Source organism: Eubacterium multiforme (assembly GCF_030813415.1).
GTDB classification, from domain to species: domain Bacteria; phylum Bacillota; class Clostridia; order Clostridiales; family Clostridiaceae; genus Clostridium; species Clostridium multiforme.
On the sequence record NZ_JAUSUF010000009.1, the window covers coordinates 54294 to 72331 of the forward strand.

Genomic DNA, 18038 nt, shown 5'->3' on the forward strand with positions numbered 1-18038 from the left:
TTATATATGAAAAAATATGGTGAGGAAATAAGGGTTTTAAAAGATAGAGTTGAAAATTACTTTAATGAATATGATAAAAAGTTTGTTATTGATTATATAGAAAAAAATACAAAGGAAGAATATGAAAAAAAGTTAATAGGAGCAAATCTTTTACTTAACAATTCATTTGTATTTGATAATACTTGGGATATGGAACAATGTAATATTCCATATAAAATAGAGCCACTTAACTGGAACTATACTCCAAATGGTGATAATGAGTGGATATTTATGCTTAATAGACATGAATATTTAAATAAACTTTTAATGGCTTATTATATAGAAAAAGATGAAAAATATATTGAGAAATTAAAATGGTTTATATTTAATTGGATAGATAATAATGAAATTACTATAAAAGGTGGAAATACAATAAGAACTATAGATACAGGAATAAGATGTTTAGCTTGGATTGAAATATTAATACACTTAATAAGTGAGAATAAGTTAAATGATGATGAAATATTAAAAATAGTACTAAGTATAAAAGAACAAGTTAAGTATTTAAAAGATGCCTATATTGGGAAGTATACATTAAGTAATTGGGGAGTTTTACAAACAACTTCAATAGTATCTATATATTTATGGCTTGATGAATTTTTTGAAGATAAGGAACTTAAAAAATGGGCAGAAAGTGAATTATATACTCAAATAGAAATGCAAGTATTTGATGATGGATCTCACTGGGAGCAATCTTTAATGTATCATGTGGAAGTTATAAATTGTTCAATGAAGCTTATTAATTATAGTCAAAAATTAAATTTAAAATTAGATGAAGATTTTAATAAAAAAATTAATAGCATGATTGAATACTTAATGTATTCAAAAGCTCCAAATTCAAGTCAAGAAGCACAAGGAGATAGCGATGTAACAGATGTTAGAGATGTTATAGTTAAAGGGGCAGTTTTATTTAATAATGAACTTTTAAAAGGGGCAGCCTTTAAAGATATGGATTTAATGAGTATATGGTCTTTAGGGAAAAAAGGCTACGAAAAATTTAATAGGATAAATAAAAGAGAGCCAGAGGAAATAAATAAAATATTCAAAGATTCAGGAAATATTTATTTAAGGGATAGCTTTAATGAAAATAGTAATTTTACTTATCTTCAAAATGGCACATTAGGTAGCAGTCATGGTCATGTTGATTTAGGACATATATCAATTCATCATAATGGTAAACCATATATAGTTGATTGTGGTAGATATACTTATGTAGAGGAAGATCCATTAAGAGAATATTTAAAATCCTATAAGGCACATAATGTTTGTGTTATAGATAGGGATCCCCATGGAGTTCCAAATAAATCATGGAGCTACCATAGTTATGGTGATTCTATGAAAAATTATTTTGAAAGTAAAGATGGAATAAGTTATGTTGAAATGCCTTATACATCTACATTAAAGGATGGAACACCTTATTTAATAAATAGGAAGGTATTATATATAAATAAGGGAATTTGGCTTATTGTAAATGATGTAAAGTGCAGTGGAAATCATACTTTAGAAAGTATATATAACTTGGATAATGAAGTTAAGGTTTCAATTAATGAAAAAGAAGTTTCCTTAGATAATAATGGAGATATTTTAAAGTTATATAGTAAGGAAATGTTTGAAAGAAAAAATGGACTAATATCAAAATGTTATAACGAAGTTACTAATAATTCAAAAATAGTAAAAAAAATAAAATTCAACAATTTTAATGTGAATTATGATATCATTATAAATAGTCCTATAAAAATGAAGAGCGGACAAATACATCAATTTAATAATTTGGAGAAAATAGATGAAGATTTAGTTATAGTAAAAGAATTTGTCATATCTGATAATGAAGAATATATTGTTATAGTATTCAATAAAGAAACTTATAAAGGAGGAAAAATTTATTATTATAAAGATGTTCCTATTTATGGAAAAGTTGTAGTTCTTCATAAAGTTGGAGAAACTTACATTAGAATTAGGATGAAATCTTAATAATTTATAAAGGACAGTAAACCGATTTAGGAGTGAATATAATGAAAAAGGTGACAATTAAAGACATAGCAGACATGGCAGGAACTTCAAAGACAACTGTATCTTTTTATTTAAATGGAAAGTTTGAAAAAATGTCTGCGGAAACAAAAGCCAAAATTGAGGAAGTTATAAAAGAGACAAATTATAGCCCAAGTATTGTGGCTAGAAGTTTAACCTCTAAAAAAATGAACTTAATAGGTGTAGTAGTTGCTGACATATGCAATCCATTTAGTAGCACTATAGTAAAAGGAATAGATAAAGTAGCAAGAAAAGAAGATTATCAAATAATTGTTGGAAGCAGTAATTTTGATTTTGAATATGAAGAAGAGTATATTAATAGAATGCTAGATATGGGAGCAGATGGATTTATAGTTCAAGCTACTGCAAAATTTTCAAAGCTTATAGATAAGATAAAAGCTAGAGGAAAGAAATTAGTATTACTAGATTCTGTTGATGAAGAGTTTAAAGGTAATTTCGTAAAAACAAATAATTATCATATTACAAGTGAAGCAGTAAGAAATTTAGCTGAAAAAGGATATAATAATTTTACTCTTATAACAGAAGATCCTAATCTTTTAATGGCTAGACTTGAGAGGAAAAATGGCTTTATAGATACTTTAGAAAAACTTAATATAAACTATAAAGTTGAAGTAATAGATAATAACATTGAGTCAGATGATATTGAAAAAGCAGTAAGAAAAAATTTAGATTTAAATAAAAAGAACTTGATTTTTGCCATTAATGGAAAGGTTCTTCAAAGAACTTATGATTATATAAAAACTCAAGAATTTGATATACCAAATGATGTAGGATTAATAGGATTTGATGATTGGGAGTGGACTAGATATGCAACTCCTACCATTAGCACAATATCTCAGCCTACATATGAAGAAGGAAAATATGCAGCAAGGATTTTAATTGATATGATAGAAGAATGTAAAGAGGATTCTAAGTCATTAATTTTTCCTTGTAATATTAACTGGAATGAATCAACAAACCTAAAAAAATAAAACTTAGGTTTATAAAATAAGAACACGTTAGAATAAATAATTCATTTAGAAAGTAATCTAGAAAATTTACTGAAAAATTAATTTATTTTAAGCTAAAAGCTATGGATTTAAGATTATTTTTTAATTCATAGCTTTTTTTATAATAATACCCTTTTAAAATAATTGAATCTTGTTATAAAGGCATTTGAAAGGTGGAATGTAATGAAAAATATAACAATAAAAGATATTGCGAGCATGGCTGGAACTTCAAAAACCACAGTATCTTTTTATCTAAATGGGAAAAGTGATAGAATGTCTACTGAAACAAAACTTAAAATAGAGAAAATTATAAGAGAGACAAATTATAGTCCAAGTTTTGTTGCAAGATCCTTAACATATAAGAGAACAAATTTAATAGGTGTTATAGTTGCTGATATATGTAGTCCTTTTAGTAGTGCAATAGTAAAAGAAATAGATATGGCAGCAAGAAAAGAGGGATATCAAATAATTGTTGGAAGTAGTAAATTTGATTTTAAAAATGAAGAAAAATATATAAATAAAATGTTAGATATGGGTGTTGATGGTTTTATAATTCAAGCTACTACAAAGTTTTCAAAATTTATAGATAAGATAAAAGGACAAGGGAAAAAATTATTATTATTAGATTCTGTAAATAGTAATTTTAAAGGGAGCTTTGTTAAAATAAATAACTTTGATATTACAAAAGAAGCAATAGAGAATCTTATATATAAAGGGTATAATAATTTTATTTTATTAACAAGGAATCCTAAAATATCAATGACTATACAGGAAAGAAAAAAAGCTTTTACAGAAACTTTAGAAAGACATAAAATTAATTATTCTGTAGAATTAATTGATGATGAAATAAAGAGAGAAAATATAAAAAAAGCAATAGATAACACATTAAAGAAAGAAAGTAAAAATTTAATTTTTACTGTAGATGGGGAAATACTTCAAAAGGCCTATGATTATATAAAAGATAAGGGATTAAATATACCAAATGAAGTTGGGATAATAGGATTTGAGGATCGTAGATGGACTTATTATGCTAATCCTTCAGTTACTACTATATCTCAACCAGTTCATGATGAGGGAAAATATGCAGCAAGGATTTTAATTAATATGATTGAGGAAAATAAAGAATCTTTAAAATCATTTATTTTTTTTTGTAATATTAATTGGAAGGAATCAACTAATTTAAAAATAAAAGATAAATATTAAGGAGGATAATTATGAAAGTATCAATTTTATATTATTCAGAAAGTGGTAAAACTAAAAACTTAGGAGAAGTTATAAAAAAAGGTTTAGAAAAGGTAGATGGTATTGAAGTTAAATGTATGTCTATTGATAATATTGACTTACAATTTTTAGATGAGAGTAAAGGAGTAATATTTGGGACACCTACATATTTAGCAAATACTACATGGCAAATAAAAAAGTGGCTTGATGAATCTCATAACATAAATTTAGGAGGAAAACTTGGAGCAGTATATGCAACAGCTAATTATATATGGGGTGGAGCAGATACTGCATTACTTACTTTGATAAATCATCTAATGGTAAAGGGAATGCTTCTTTATTCAGGTGGTTCTAGTTTTGGCAAGCCAGTTTTCCATTTAGGATATGTTAGTGTAAATGGAGTTAATGAGGATGATTTAGATACTCCTATGATTTTTGGTGAGAGAATAGGTAAAAAGATTAAAGAATTATTTTAATTAAAGGCTATATTTTGCTTTTTTATAATTGCATTTTAATATAGCTATAAAATGTATAATTTAATATATATTAATGGATTTATTTATTAAATTAAAATTATTTCGTGAATAAACGGTTACAAAATTAAAAAATATTTGACATTTTTCGAAAATTTGTATACAATTACAGAGTCTAAAATATTAGTGGGGTAATATAGACGTTTATATAGTAAGATTTATTAGCTTAAAGTTAAAAGTAACTTTAAGCTTAATTTTTTACTCTAAAAATTAGGAGGGGAACATGGAAGAAAAAAATTTAAAAAAAGAAATTAGCCTGTTTATGGCAACTATGCTTGTTTGCGGAAATATGATAGGCTCAGGAGTATTTATGCTTCCTGCTACATTAGCACAACTTTCAGGACCACTAGCTACAATTATTGCTTGGATTTTAACATCAGTAGGTTCAATATTAATTGCTATATCCTTTGCAAATTTAGGATCAAAATACCCTACAACAGGAGGCGCTTATCAATATACAAAGTTAGCCTTTGGAGAATTTGCAGGATTTTTAAGTGCATGGCTTTATTGGAATGGTTCATGGATAGGAAATGCAGCTATAATAGTAGCACTTTCAAGCTATAGTGCAGCAGTTATACCAGCACTTAGAGATCCAATGATCTCAATAATATATACAAGTGCAATTTTGTGGTTTTTCACAATAATTAACATTATAGGAGTTAAAAAAGCAGGCAAACTTCAAACTATAGCAACAGTATTTAAAATTGCATTTTTTGCAATATTTATAATAGTTGCATTTTTAAATTTTGATGTTTCAAATATAATGCCTTTAATTCCAGAAGGAAAAGGATTATCAACCATATCACTAGCAGCAACATCAACACTTTGGGCTTTTGTAGGACTTGAAAGTGCAACTGTAACTGCTGGAGAAATAAAAAATCCAGAAAGAAATGTTAAAAAGAGTACAATTTATGGAATGATAATTGCAGCTATAATTTATATGTTAATTAGCATAGCTAGTATGGGTGCAATGTCAAATGGAGAACTTGCAAGTAGTCAAGCTCCTCTTACTGATATATTAACTAAAATTTTAGGTAGTTCAATTGGTAAGCCAATTACAATAGCAGTTGTTATATGTATATTAGGTACAACTATTGGCTGGCTTCTTTCAACAGCACGTGTTGCTTTTGCAGCAGGAGAAGATGGAGTATTCCCGAAATTTTTTGGAAAGCTTCATCCAAAGTATGGCACACCAGCAAATGCTTTAATAGTTGGATCAATATTAGTAAACATACTTTTAATTATGAATTTTCAAAAGAGTATGGTATCTGCCTTTACATTTATAACAATACTTGCAACACTTTCATTTTTACCAATATATCTTTTAACGTCAGCAGCTGATATAATGCTAATGTTTAAGGGAGTAAAAGAATTTAATTTTAAAATTTTTATAACAAGAGCTATAATTCCAATATTAGCTTTTGTATACTCAATTTGGACAATATATGGATCAGGTGCAGAAACTGTAATGTGGGGATTTATATTAATGCTAATAGGAGTTCCATTTTATATTTACAATCATCATAAAAATAAAACATTATAAATAAATATTAAAAAGAGTTTCGTTTTTATAAAATGAAACTCTTTTTTAGTGTATATCTATGTAGGACAAATTCGAAAAAATGTGCGAAATATAGAAATAATAAATGAAATATCATTAATAAATTATTAATAAAAAATATATATATTTAATAAATTTTTAATAAAAAGGTTTATTATAAAAAATATGAAAATAAATTCATAAAATGCACCTCTAATAAAGTTTATTCAGGAAAAAATTTCTTAAAGATGATATAATTAGGAAAAAGTATTAACAAAATAATAATTTTGTTAATAAAAAGTAAACAAGATAAGGGGTTTGTATAATGATAAAAGGGAAAAAACAAAAGGAATCTTTTATTGAGAAATTTGGTAAAAAGATTCCAGATCCAGTAATTATATTTATAATATTGTATGCTGTAGTAATTATAGGCACAATTTTTATGGGAGGAATGACTTTTGAAACTTTAGGAGCAGATGGAGGAACAGTTGCTTATGAAATAAAAAATATGTTTAAGGCAGAAAATTTTAGATGGATTTTTGATAATGCTCTATTAAATAACTGGCTTGCATATGGAGGCGGAGTTTTAGGAACGATACTTATTGTAATGCTAGGTGTTGGGCTAGCAGAAGAATCAGGACTATTAACTACATTAATTAAGAAAATAGGATTAAAGGTTTCAGATAAATTTTTACCTATAGTTTTAGTTTTCTTAGGAATTATGAGTAGTATTGCAACAGATGCTGGTTATATAATTTTAATACCACTTGCAGGACTTTTATATGTTGGATTAAAGAAAAATCCGCTAATTGGTATGGCAGCTGCTTTTGCAGGGGTATCAGCTGGATTTAGTGCAAATTTAATACCAAGTACTCCAATTGATGTTATTGTAGGTAACAATACTAAAGTATTTGCAGAGGGGCAGGGAGTACCGTTTTTATCACAAACAGGACAAGCTTTAAATCCTGCAACAATGCATTATATTTTTATAGTTGTATCAACAGTTTTATTATCAATAGTTGGATATTTTATAACTGTTAAATTTGTAAAACCAAGACTTGAAAAAGAAAAATATGTTGTACCAGAGGATATGAATCTAGAAGATTTTACTGTTAAAGAAGAGGAAAATAAGGCTTTAAAATTTGCAGGACTTGGATTTTTAATTGGTATTTTAATTGTTATAGCTCTTCATTTTGGACCATTAGCACCATTTGTAGGAGAAGATGGAGCTACAGTTAAACCAATAATGAATAATATTATTTTAATAATCACATTCTTATTCTTTATTCCAGGATTATTTTTTGGAATGAAAATTGGTAAATTTAAAAATGCTATGGACATAGTAAGAGCTATGTCAAAACAAATGGGTGGTATGGGATATATATTAGTTTTAACATTTTTCTCATATAACTTTTTAGCATTACTTAGCTATTCAAATATTGGAACTTATATAACATATTTAGGAGCTACATTCCTTCAAAGTTTAGGAATAGATAAATATCCAATAATCTTACTTATAGGATTTATAGTAATAACTTCAATAATAAATTTATTTGTTGGAGGTTTAACATCAAAATGGATGTTACTTGGACCAATATTTATTCCAATGTTATATCAAGTTAATTCTAACTTAACACCAGATTTTGTATCAGCAGCATATAGGTTAGCAGATTCATCAACAAATGTTATATCACCACTTATGGCTTATTCTGGAGTAATACTTGTATTTATGAGAAAATATAAGCCTGAATATACTTTAGGAGATATGATAAGACTTATGTTACCTTATTCAATAGGTTTCTTAATTTGCTGGACAATTCTTCTAGTAATATTCTTCCTTACAGGAATACCTTTAGGAGTTTAAATAAAATATAAAAAAATCTTGGGAATTTATTTCTCAAGATTTTTTTCTTTTTCTTTTTGTAATTTTTTCTTTCTTAAAGCTTTTACTAAATAATATTGTCTTGTTATTGTTGAAACAAATATAACTCCAAGGGCTAAAGCACCAGCACTTGCAATTGTACTAAGACCAAGTTGAAGTGATTTCATAATATCACCAGTTACAGCTTCGTACATTGTGTAGTACATACCAGAACCTGGAACTAAAGGAATTAATGCACAAACAACAAGAGATGTTACTGGAGTTTTTAATTTTCTTGCAAGTATTTCTGAATAAATACTAAATACAACAGCTGATAAGAAAAAGGATGTTGTATTTGAAAAATGTACTTGAAGGCTTAAAGAATATATAAACCAGCTTAAGCCACCACCTAAAGAAGCAAAAATTAAATTTCTTCCATGAATATTAAAAATTATTCCAAAACCAAAGGTTGCAATAATGGAATAAATAGTTTGTAAAAATATAGTCATATTAAATGCCTCCTAAAACTTTAAGCCAAAAGCTAATAACTCCACCAGTACCAACTGCAATAGCAACTGCCACCATAAAAGCTTCGCTAGCTTTTGTTATTCCAGCAAGATAATCTCCTGCAATTGTATCTCTTATGGCATTTGTAATTGCAAGACCTGGAACTAAAATCATTATAGCACCTATTATAGTTTCATCTATATTTGTTATAAAGCCTAAATTTAAAAATAGTATTGAAAAAGCAGCTGAAGTTCCAGCACATATACAATTTATAAAAAAGTCATTAATAGACATTTTGCCAAATAAATCACAGAGATATTTTATAAATGCACCTATAAAAAAAGCAGCAATTAAATCTCTAAAAGTACCTCCAAAAATTATTGAAAAAAATCCAGCTGCAAAGCCAGAAGAAATTAAAGTTACTGGCAAAGAATATCGTGGAGTTTTACTTATATCATCAAGTTCAGTCTTTATTAAATCAAAAGAAGGGTGAAAGGCTGAAATTCTTCTAGATAAATCATTAACTTGTTCAATTCTATGTAGGTTTACTCCTCTTACATGAACTCTTTTTACTAATGAGTAAGTTTCTTTATTGTAAGATATAGAAACCATTATTCCAGTTGGAGTAACAAAACTATTAACTTCATCAATTGCATAAGATTGACAAATTCTACAAATAGTTTCTTCAACTCTATATATTTCTGCTCCGCTTTGAAGCATTAGTACACCTGCATATGTAGCTAGGTGAAGTAGTCTGTTTACATCCAAAATATCCCCTCCTAAAAGTAAATTTACCAATTAGTATTATATCATAAAATTTACAAATTATATCATTATAAATTACTATAAATAATGTCTATTTATAAAAATAATAATATAAATTTCACTAAAAACATTGAAAAATGATAATTTAGAATTTATAATCTTTATAATTAAAGAAATTGGGGTGGAAATATGAATTTTGAAGAAATATTAAAAACAGACGAAGAAATTTATAATTTAATTGAAGAAGAAAAAGAGAGACAAGAAACAGGTATTGAGCTTATAGCATCAGAAAATTTTGCAAGTGAAGCTGTTATGGAAGCCATGGGATCATATTTAACAAATAAATATGCTGAAGGATATCCAAATAAAAGATATTATGGTGGCTGCTATGTAGTAGATAAGGTAGAGGAACTTGCAAGAGAAAGAGTTAAAAAGTTATTTAACGCAGAACATGCAAACGTTCAGCCTCATTCAGGTTCACAAGCTAATATGGCTGTATACTTTGCTGTATTAAATCCAGGAGATACTGTTCTTGGAATGGATTTAAGCCATGGTGGACACTTAACTCATGGATCACCAGTTAATTTTTCAGGTAAATTATTTAATTTTGTATCTTACGGAGTTAATGAGAAAACTGAAGTTATAGATTATGATAATGTAAGAGAACTTGCTTTAAAGCATAAACCAAAATTAATAGTTGCAGGAGCTAGTGCATATTCAAGAGAGATAGACTTTGAAAAGTTTAGAGAAATATGTGATGAAGTTAATGCATATCTTATGGTAGATATGGCACATATTGCAGGTCTTGTTGCAGCAGGATTACATATGTCACCTGTTCCTTATGCTGATTTTGTAACATCAACAACACATAAAACATTAAGAGGACCAAGAGGAGGACTTATTCTTTGTAAAGAAAAGTATGCAAAGGATATAGATAAAAATATATTCCCAGGAATGCAAGGAGGTCCATTAATACATGTTATAGCAGGTAAGGCAGTATGCTTTAAAGAAGCCTTAGATCCTAGTTTTAAAGAGTATATGAAACAAGTTGTAGTAAACTGTAAGGTACTAGGAGAAGAACTTGTAAATCATGGTTTTAAACTTGTATCAGGTGGAACAGATAATCATCTAATATTAGTTGATTTAACAAATAAAGATATAACAGGTAAAGAAGCAGAGCATATTTTAGATTCAATTGGAATTACATTAAATAAAAATACTGTTCCAAATGAAAAGAGAAGTCCATTTGTTACTTCAGGAGTTAGAATTGGAACAGCAGCAGTAACAACTAGAGGTTATAAAGAAGAAGATATGAAAGAAATTGCTTCAATAATAAATGATGCAATAAATATTAGAGAAGAAGGTTCTAAAGAATTAAAAGATAGAGTTTTAGCTCTAAGTTCAAAACATAGAATGTATAAATAAATTTAAAGGTAAGCACAGAAAAAGAGATTGAAATTATAATCTCTATCTGTGCTTATATTTTTGCAATTATATTTAAAAGCTTACATAAAACATAGCCTAAAATTTTGAGAATATATTTATAATACATAGTAATTTTAAAGAGATATTTTATGGGTAAAAGAGAATTAAAAAATATATTAAATAATGGGAAAACTATAGAAGTTGATTTAAATTCAAAATTAGTATTTATAAGTGATATCCACAGAGGTGATGGAGGAAGTGCAGATTCTTTAATAGGAAATAAAAATATATATTTAGCAGCACTAAGGTATTACTATAAGGAAGATTATACTTTAATTGAAGTTGGAGATGGAGATGAACTTTGGAAAAATAAAAATTGTGTAGATATAGCCTATAATTATAAAGATGTTTTTAGTATATATAATAAGTTTAATAATAATGATAGGCTTTATATGATATATGGAAACCATGATAAAATGAAAAAAAACAAAGATTTTAAAAACTTTCATGAAAGAAAATTTAAAAGGTTTGGTGAAAATTTTGGTGAAGAGTTTTTGAATTTAATAAATAATTTAGAATTTTATAATGGTTTAGTCCTTAAATTTAATCCTTCAAATAAAAAAGGAATTGTAGTTCATGGGCATCAATTAGATTTTATGAATGACGAGTTAAGTGGATTTACTAGGTTTTTAGTAAGATATTTTTGGAGATTCTTAGAAGGTGTTGCAGGATTTAAAGCACCAAATAGTCCTGCAAATAATTATAAAAAGGGAAATAAAATAGATGAAAAATTAGATGGATTTGCAAAGGAAAATAAAATATTACTAATTGCAGGGCATACACATAGAGCAAGATTTCCAAAGATTAACGAAGGAATATATTTTAATGATGGTTCCTGTGTTCTTCCATCTAGCATAACATCCTTAGAAATTAATAAGGGACTTATAGCACTTGTAAAATGGAGTATTGAAGTTTCAAAGGAGAATAATTTATTTATAAAAAGAACTTTTTTAGCAGGACCTGAAAGAATTGAAGCTTATTTAAAATTTGTAAAGGATTAGGATGTATAATATAATTATTATAAAAATATTGGAGGAACTTTTATGAAATATATTGATTTACATTGTGATACAGCCTATAGGATGATAAATGAAAACTTGCATTTAGATAAAAGCATTTGCAAAGTTAATATAGAAAATTTAAAAAAGGGAGGAGCACTTGGTCAAATATTTGCTTTTTTCTTAGATTTAGAAGAGGTTAAAGATCCATTTAATGGTTTTATGGATATGTATAATAATTTTATTTTAGAAACTGAAAGAAATAAAGATTCCATAAAAATAGTTAGAAATATAGAAGAATTGAAAGAATGTGAAAGGGAAGAAAAATTAGCAGCTATTCTTTCAATAGAAGAGGGAGAAGTTTTAAAAGGAAAATTAGAAAATATTAAAAGAGTATATGACCTTGGAATAAGAATAATAACATTAACTTGGAATTATGAAAACAGCCTAGGATATCCAAATTATAATTTTAAGTACAAAGATAAAGGCTTAAAGGAAAAAGGGATAGAAATGGTTAAGGAAATGGAGAAGGTAGGAATAATTCCAGATGCTTCTCACCTTTCTGATGGAGGATTTTATGATTTAGTTGAGATATGTAAAAAACCATTTATAGCAACTCATTCTAACTCAAGAGAAATAATGAATCATCCAAGAAATCTAACTGATGATATGATAAAACTATTAAGTAATAAAGGTGGAGTTATGGGACTTAACTTTTGCAGTAGTTTTGTAGGAGAAAATGAGGTAACTTCAATTAGTGATTTAGTAAAGCATGCAAAACATATTAGAAATGTTGGCGGAATTGATGTATTAGCCCTTGGAAGTGATTTTGATGGAATAGAAAATGAAGTTGAAATAAAAGATACAAGTGAAATGAATAAATTATATTATGCCCTTAAAAAAGAAGGATTTAGCGAAGATGATATAGAAAAAATATTTTATAAAAATATAATTAGAGTACTAAAGGAATGTAGTAAGGAGTAGTAAAAATGAGTAAATTATTAGGTAAGGTTGCAATAGTTACAGGAGCTTCTAGAGGAATAGGAAGGGATATTGCAGTAGAACTTGCCAAAAATGGAGCAAATGTTTTAGTAAACTATTCAAAAGATGATAGTGGAGCAGAAGAAACCTTAAAAATAATAAAAGATTTTGGTGGATATGCTATAAAATTTAAGGAAGATATTTCAACCTTTAAAGGTGGAGAAAGAATAGTAAAAGAAGCTATAAATAAATTTGGAGCATTAGACATTGTAGTAAATAATGCAGGAAAAAGTAGTATAGGATTATTTATTGATTCTAGTGAAGAGGATATAAATGGACTTATTTCTACAAATCTTTTAGGAGCTATGTATATAACAAAACATGCAATACCTTATATGTTAAATAAGGGAGGAAATATAATAAATATTTCTTCTATGTGGGGTGATATTGGAGCTTCCTGTGAAGTTTTATATTCTGCCTCTAAAGGAGGAATTAATCTTTTTACTAAAGCCCTTGCAAAGGAACTTGCACCTTCAAATATAAGAGTTAATGGAGTGGCACCAGGAGTTATAAATACATCTATGAATAACTTTTTAGGAGAAGAAGAAAAGACTGAATTAGAGGAAGAGATTCCTATGGGAAGATTTGGAGAAGGATATGAAATTGCAAAATGTGTAGTATTTTTAGCTTCAGAGGAATCTTCTTATATTACAGGACAAATAATTAGAATAGATGGTGGAATGATTTAAAGTTTTATCTAAAATTAATATCTTATAAAAGTATAGAAAAATAAAAAGGCAAAATAACTTCAATAAGAATTTATTTTGCCTTTAGTGTTTTATATTTTAAATATCCATTTCTTCAGGATCTTCTTTTTTTAGTGAAAATTTAAATAAAACTCCATTTTCAACATTTTTAATGTCATAAGAAGAATTATATAAATCTAAAATATTTTTAACAATAGCAAGTCCCAATCCAGTACTATTACTTTTCCTATTTCTTGATTTATCTAATCTATAAAATTTATTAAATAAATTTATATTTTCACCTTCAGGTATTGAAGTACCTGTATTTAATACAGAAATTTCAAAATAATCATTATTTATTTCATCAATAGATATAAATATAGTATTATCCTTTGGTGTATATTTTATAGCATTAGTTATAATATTTGTAAGGACTTGTTCCATTTGAAAAATATCAGCATTAACATAAGAATAATCTGTATTTGGAGAAAATTTAATTTCTAAATTTTTTTCAATACAATCAGGTTTTAAAGTATTTACAACCTTTGATATTAATCTATTTATATTAAATATTTCAAGTTGAGGCTTAATAACTCCAGATTCAAGTTTAGATAATTCTAGCATATTTGAAACGAGCTTTCCCATTTTTTTAGATTCATCTATTATAGTTTCTAAATAAGCTATTTCATCTGTGCCAGATACTATTCCATCTTTAATTCCTTCTGCATAACCTTCAATTATTCCTATTGGAGTTTTAAGTTCATGACTTACACTTGCTATAAAATCTTTTCTCATAGTTTCAAGCTTACGTTCTTTTTCTATATCTTTTTCAAGTTTTTTATTTTGTTCCTTTAAATTCTTTAAGGAAGCATTAAGATTTTCAGATAAAAAGTTTAATGTTTTAGCTAAGTTACCTATTTCATCATCTCTATTGGTTTCACATTTTTCAGAAAAATCCATTTTAGACATTTTATTTGCAATATGATTAATTTTTTTCAAAGGATGAGTAACTAAACTAGAGAAAATAGATGAAATTATTAAGCAAATAAATAGTATTCCTATAAATATATAAATATAAAACTCATTTATTACATTACTTGCTTCTATAATTGGTTGAATTGAAGCAACAGATAAAACTAAAGAATCATTTATACCATTAATTGACATAGGAGCTGCAACACCAATACTTTTTGTAGTACCATTATTTGCATAAAAGTTAGTTGATACAGGTGTATTAGTTTTAAATAATTGATATAGTATTTCTTTATTTCCTAATAAAGTTTTACAAAATTCTGTCAGCATTTTAATGTCTTCTTTATCATTTTCCAAATTACTTGATATATATCTAAGATTACCATCTACTGAGAAGATTGCTATTTTTGAGTTGTTTTTGTTTTCAAATTCTTTTAAAGCAGCATATAATTTAGATGGATTTTTAAGTTCAAAGGAATTTTGTTTTGAAAATTGTTCAATTTCTTTAACTAACACATCAGTTTTTTTACGCTCATAAAAATCTTCAAAAATAAATGTTTGAAAGATTAAAGTTAAAGCCATAAAACAAACAAGGAATACTGATGTTATTACAAATAATCTTCTAGATAAAGTCTTTTTCATTATTTCACCTCAAATTTGTAGCCACTTCCCCGAACAGTAACTATATAATTTGATTTATCTAGTAACTTCTCACGAAGTCTTTTAATATTTGTATCAACAGTTCTTATATCACCATAGTAATCAATTCCCCAAACATTATCTAATATTGTATCTCTTGAAAGAGCTATTCCTTCATTAGATATTAAATATAATAAAAGTTCATATTCCTTTGGAGATAGAGAAATAGTTTCATTGTCTACCTTAACCTCATGGGAAAGTTTATTTATTGTAAGACCATTAAATTCTTGATAACTAGAATCAACATCTTTTTTTGTCCTCTTTAATAAAGCCTTACTTTTTGCAACTAAAACCTTAGGACTAAAAGGTTTTGTCATATAGTCATCTGCACCAAATTCATATCCTTGAAGTTTATCATCCTCCTCAGCTTTTGCAGTTAAAAGAATAACTGGAACAGAGGATACAGAACGAATTTTTTCTAAAAATGTAAAGCCATTCATTTTTGGCATCATTACATCTAAAATTATTAAATCAATTTTTTCTTTAGAAAAAACCTCAAGGCCAGATTCACCATCTTCAGCTTCATATATATTAAAATTTTCTTTTAAAAAATAATCTCTAATTAAAAATCTAATTTTCAGTTCATCTTCTACTATAAGTATAGATTTTTTCATATTATTTTACCTCCATTAAAAAGACACTTACTTACATTATATACAAATATGAAAATATTTAAATAGTTTATAATCTTTGTATTGTATTATTTACTAAAACATATTATATTAAAGGTTGTAATTGAATTACAATGGGAGAGGAATATGATTAAATTGAATTTTGATATAAAGAAGATAGTGCTAGAAAATGGCCTTAGAGTTATAACGGTAAAAAAGGATACGAAAATTGCCTCAATTAATGTAGGTGTAAATATTGGAGCTATGTATGAGGATTTAAATGAAAAGGGTATAAGTCATTTTATAGAACATATGCTTTTTAAAGGTACAACCTCAAGAAATAATGAGGTATTAAATGAGGAACTTGAATGTTTAGGTGGAGAATATAATGCCTATACAGATTATGATTCAACTGTATATACAATAAGTTGTTTAGAGGAAGAAATAAAAAATGGGGTAGTTCTTTTAGGAGATATGATAAGAAATTCAAATTTTCCAGTAGAGGAAATTGAAAAGGAAAGATCAGTAATTTTAGCTGAAATAAGAACTAGCAAGGATGATATTGAAGATTTAAGTTTTAAAAAGACTGATGAAGTTGCTTTTAAAGAAAGTTATTTAAAGTATGATGTAATAGGTATTGAGAAAAATGTTAATAATTTTAGTAGAGATGATTTAATGAATTTTTATGGAGAAAATTATGCTCCAAATAATACTGTAATTACAATTGTATCTTCCTTTTCTCATGAAGAAGCCTTAAATCTTATAAAGGATAATTTCGGAGACTGGAAAAGAAGAGAAAGTAGAAAGAAAAATATAATATTAGAAAAAAACCAAGAAATAGAAGCAACAAGTTATAAAAGTGAAATAGAACAAAGTACTATAGTATATTTATATACCTTTAATGATTTGAAAAAAGAAGATGAATTGCCTTTAAGAATTTTAAACCATAGACTAGGAGAAAGTGCAAACTCTTTACTTTTTAGAGAAGTTAGAGAAAATAGAGGTTTAGCTTATGATATTTTTACCCATTTAGATATAAGCAAAGATTCTAAAGTTTTATATATATACACATCAGTTGGTGAAGAAGATATAAAGGAAGCTAAAAAGGCAATAGATAAAGTTATTAATAATATTTTAAGTGGAAAAATAAAATTTAAAGACAAAGACTTAGAAATTATGAAAAAGGTTCATAAAACAGCAGTTATATCAACTCTTGAAGATTCAGCAGACCTTTGCAATTATGTTCTTCATCAAGAACTTAGTGATGAGGATACTCTTGAATTCGTTAAGGATATGGATAGAATAAATAACATAGAAAAAAATCAAATTTATGAAGTTTCAAAAAAAGTTTTAAGAAAACCTACTATTCATATTTTAAGAAGAGAAAATTAAGGTGATTTAATTTGAGTAAAATAACAAAAATAGAAACAGGCAAAAGAAATAAAGAAAGAGTAAATATTTATATGGATAATGAATATGCATTTTCAATAAATATGGAACTTTTGTATAAATTTAATATTAAAGTAAATGAAGAGTTTGACAAGGAAAGACTTCTTGAAGTTATACAGGCTGAAAATTTATCAAAATGTAAAGATAGTGCTTTAAGGATAGTAGAGAGAAGTTATAAAACAGAAAAAGAAATAAAGGACAAACTACTTTTAAAAGAATTTGATGAGAATACTGTAGAGGAAACTTTAAAATTTTTAAGGGAATACGGATTTATAGATGATTCTAAATTTGTAAAAATGTTTGTGAAGGATCATATAAGAAATCAAGGAAGAAATAAGATTAAATATTTATTAATTCAAAAAGGAATTGATAAATCCTTAATTGAAGAGGCTTTTCTAGATTTAGAAAAGGAAGATGAAGTAGAAAGAGCATTTATATTAGGAGAAAAGAAATATTTATCAATTTCAAAAAGAGAAGATGATGATTTTAAAATAAAAAATAAAATAACAAGATATTTATTAGGTAGAGGGTATGATTATAGTATAGCAAAAGAGGTTATTAATAGGATTTATTTAGAGTATAAGGGAGAATAG

General features: G+C 26.6%; 16 protein-coding genes. 12 read left to right on the forward strand and 4 right to left on the reverse strand.

Features of this window, described 5'->3' with window-relative positions; translation table 11 throughout:
- Positions 1-6: 6 nt before the first annotated feature.
- From J2S18_RS11645 to J2S18_RS11670, 6 genes are all read left to right on the forward strand, one after another.
- Positions 7-2010 carry a heparinase II/III family protein gene (locus tag J2S18_RS11645; protein WP_307487095.1) on the forward strand — a complete coding sequence of 668 codons (2004 nt, stop codon included), beginning with the start codon at positions 7-9 and terminating at the stop codon, positions 2008-2010.
- Positions 2011-2051: 41 nt separating this feature from the next.
- Positions 2052-3059, forward strand: coding sequence for a LacI family DNA-binding transcriptional regulator (locus J2S18_RS11650; protein WP_307487096.1), 1008 nt, complete (start codon positions 2052-2054; stop codon positions 3057-3059).
- Positions 3060-3260: 201 nt separating this feature from the next.
- The gene (locus J2S18_RS11655; RefSeq protein ID WP_307487097.1) at positions 3261-4280 is read left to right on the forward strand and encodes a LacI family DNA-binding transcriptional regulator; all 1020 of its coding nucleotides are present in this window, start codon (positions 3261-3263) and stop codon (positions 4278-4280) included.
- An 11-nt stretch (positions 4281-4291) separates the two neighbouring features.
- On the forward strand, positions 4292-4774 hold the full coding sequence (locus J2S18_RS11660; RefSeq protein ID WP_307487099.1) for a flavodoxin family protein: 483 nt from the start codon (positions 4292-4294) through the stop codon (positions 4772-4774).
- Positions 4775-5054: 280 nt separating this feature from the next.
- Positions 5055-6374, forward strand: a complete 1320-nt coding sequence (locus J2S18_RS11665) for an APC family permease (protein WP_307487101.1) — start codon at positions 5055-5057, stop codon at positions 6372-6374.
- A 322-nt stretch (positions 6375-6696) separates the two neighbouring features.
- A complete protein-coding gene (locus J2S18_RS11670; protein ID WP_307487102.1) occupies positions 6697-8235 on the forward strand; it encodes an AbgT family transporter in 1539 nt (512 codons plus the stop codon).
- A gap of 26 nt (positions 8236-8261) precedes the next feature.
- Here the strand turns inward: J2S18_RS11670 and J2S18_RS11675 are convergent, their stop codons facing one another.
- Both J2S18_RS11675 and J2S18_RS11680 read right to left on the reverse strand, forming a co-directional pair.
- On the reverse strand, positions 8262-8735 hold the full coding sequence (locus J2S18_RS11675) for a threonine/serine exporter family protein (RefSeq protein WP_370873848.1): 474 nt from the start codon (positions 8733-8735) through the stop codon (positions 8262-8264).
- A gap of 7 nt (positions 8736-8742) precedes the next feature.
- A complete protein-coding gene (locus J2S18_RS11680; RefSeq protein ID WP_307487106.1) occupies positions 8743-9507 on the reverse strand; it encodes a threonine/serine exporter family protein in 765 nt (254 codons plus the stop codon).
- 186 nt (positions 9508-9693) lie between these two features.
- Between J2S18_RS11680 and glyA the strand changes: the two genes are divergently transcribed.
- The 4 genes from glyA to ymfI all read left to right on the forward strand — a co-directional run bounded on the left by glyA (position 9694) and on the right by ymfI (position 13717).
- Positions 9694-10929, forward strand: a complete 1236-nt coding sequence (gene glyA, locus J2S18_RS11685; protein ID WP_307487108.1) for a serine hydroxymethyltransferase — start codon at positions 9694-9696, stop codon at positions 10927-10929.
- Between the two features lie 149 nt (positions 10930-11078).
- Positions 11079-11990 (forward strand): metallophosphoesterase, encoded by a 912-nt coding sequence (locus tag J2S18_RS11690; protein ID WP_307487110.1) that lies wholly within the window; start codon positions 11079-11081, stop codon positions 11988-11990.
- Between the two features lie 42 nt (positions 11991-12032).
- On the forward strand, positions 12033-12971 hold the full coding sequence (locus tag J2S18_RS11695; protein WP_307487112.1) for a dipeptidase: 939 nt from the start codon (positions 12033-12035) through the stop codon (positions 12969-12971).
- 5 nt (positions 12972-12976) lie between these two features.
- Entirely contained in the window at positions 12977-13717 is a 741-nt protein-coding gene (gene ymfI, locus J2S18_RS11700) for an elongation factor P 5-aminopentanone reductase (protein ID WP_307487113.1), read from the forward strand.
- 96 nt (positions 13718-13813) lie between these two features.
- Here ymfI and J2S18_RS11705 read toward each other — a convergent pair whose 3' ends face one another.
- Positions 13814-15328 (reverse strand): sensor histidine kinase, encoded by a 1515-nt coding sequence (locus J2S18_RS11705; protein WP_307487115.1) that lies wholly within the window; start codon positions 15326-15328, stop codon positions 13814-13816.
- Positions 15328-15999, reverse strand: a complete 672-nt coding sequence (locus tag J2S18_RS11710) for a response regulator transcription factor (RefSeq protein WP_307487116.1) — start codon at positions 15997-15999, stop codon at positions 15328-15330. Before J2S18_RS11710 ends, J2S18_RS11705 begins: the two co-directional genes overlap by 1 nt.
- 144 nt (positions 16000-16143) lie before the next feature.
- Between J2S18_RS11710 and J2S18_RS11715 the strand changes: the two genes are divergently transcribed.
- Positions 16144-17388 (forward strand): M16 family metallopeptidase, encoded by a 1245-nt coding sequence (locus tag J2S18_RS11715; protein WP_307487117.1) that lies wholly within the window; start codon positions 16144-16146, stop codon positions 17386-17388.
- An 11-nt stretch (positions 17389-17399) separates the two neighbouring features.
- Positions 17400-18038 carry a recombination regulator RecX gene (gene recX, locus J2S18_RS11720; RefSeq protein WP_307487118.1) on the forward strand — a complete coding sequence of 213 codons (639 nt, stop codon included), beginning with the start codon at positions 17400-17402 and terminating at the stop codon, positions 18036-18038.

What these genes read in the sequence shown, in the direction of transcription:
- J2S18_RS11645 (WP_307487095.1), top strand. Translation starts at nt 7, where the DNA reads ATGAAAAAATATGGTGAGGAAATAAGGGTTTTAAAAGATAGAGTTGAA.
- J2S18_RS11650 (WP_307487096.1), top strand. Translation starts at nt 2,052, where the DNA reads ATGAAAAAGGTGACAATTAAAGACATAGCAGACATGGCAGGAACTTCA.
- J2S18_RS11655 (WP_307487097.1), top strand. Translation starts at nt 3,261, where the DNA reads ATGAAAAATATAACAATAAAAGATATTGCGAGCATGGCTGGAACTTCA.
- J2S18_RS11660 (WP_307487099.1), top strand. Translation starts at nt 4,292, where the DNA reads ATGAAAGTATCAATTTTATATTATTCAGAAAGTGGTAAAACTAAAAAC.
- J2S18_RS11665 (WP_307487101.1), top strand. Translation starts at nt 5,055, where the DNA reads ATGGAAGAAAAAAATTTAAAAAAAGAAATTAGCCTGTTTATGGCAACT.
- J2S18_RS11670 (WP_307487102.1), top strand. Translation starts at nt 6,697, where the DNA reads ATGATAAAAGGGAAAAAACAAAAGGAATCTTTTATTGAGAAATTTGGT.
- glyA (WP_307487108.1), top strand. Translation starts at nt 9,694, where the DNA reads ATGAATTTTGAAGAAATATTAAAAACAGACGAAGAAATTTATAATTTA.
- J2S18_RS11690 (WP_307487110.1), top strand. Translation starts at nt 11,079, where the DNA reads ATGGGTAAAAGAGAATTAAAAAATATATTAAATAATGGGAAAACTATA.
- J2S18_RS11695 (WP_307487112.1), top strand. Translation starts at nt 12,033, where the DNA reads ATGAAATATATTGATTTACATTGTGATACAGCCTATAGGATGATAAAT.
- ymfI (WP_307487113.1), top strand. Translation starts at nt 12,977, where the DNA reads ATGAGTAAATTATTAGGTAAGGTTGCAATAGTTACAGGAGCTTCTAGA.
- J2S18_RS11705 (WP_307487115.1), bottom strand. Translation starts at nt 15,328, where the DNA reads ATGAAAAAGACTTTATCTAGAAGATTATTTGTAATAACATCAGTATTC.
- J2S18_RS11710 (WP_307487116.1), bottom strand. Translation starts at nt 15,999, where the DNA reads ATGAAAAAATCTATACTTATAGTAGAAGATGAACTGAAAATTAGATTT.
- J2S18_RS11715 (WP_307487117.1), top strand. Translation starts at nt 16,144, where the DNA reads ATGATTAAATTGAATTTTGATATAAAGAAGATAGTGCTAGAAAATGGC.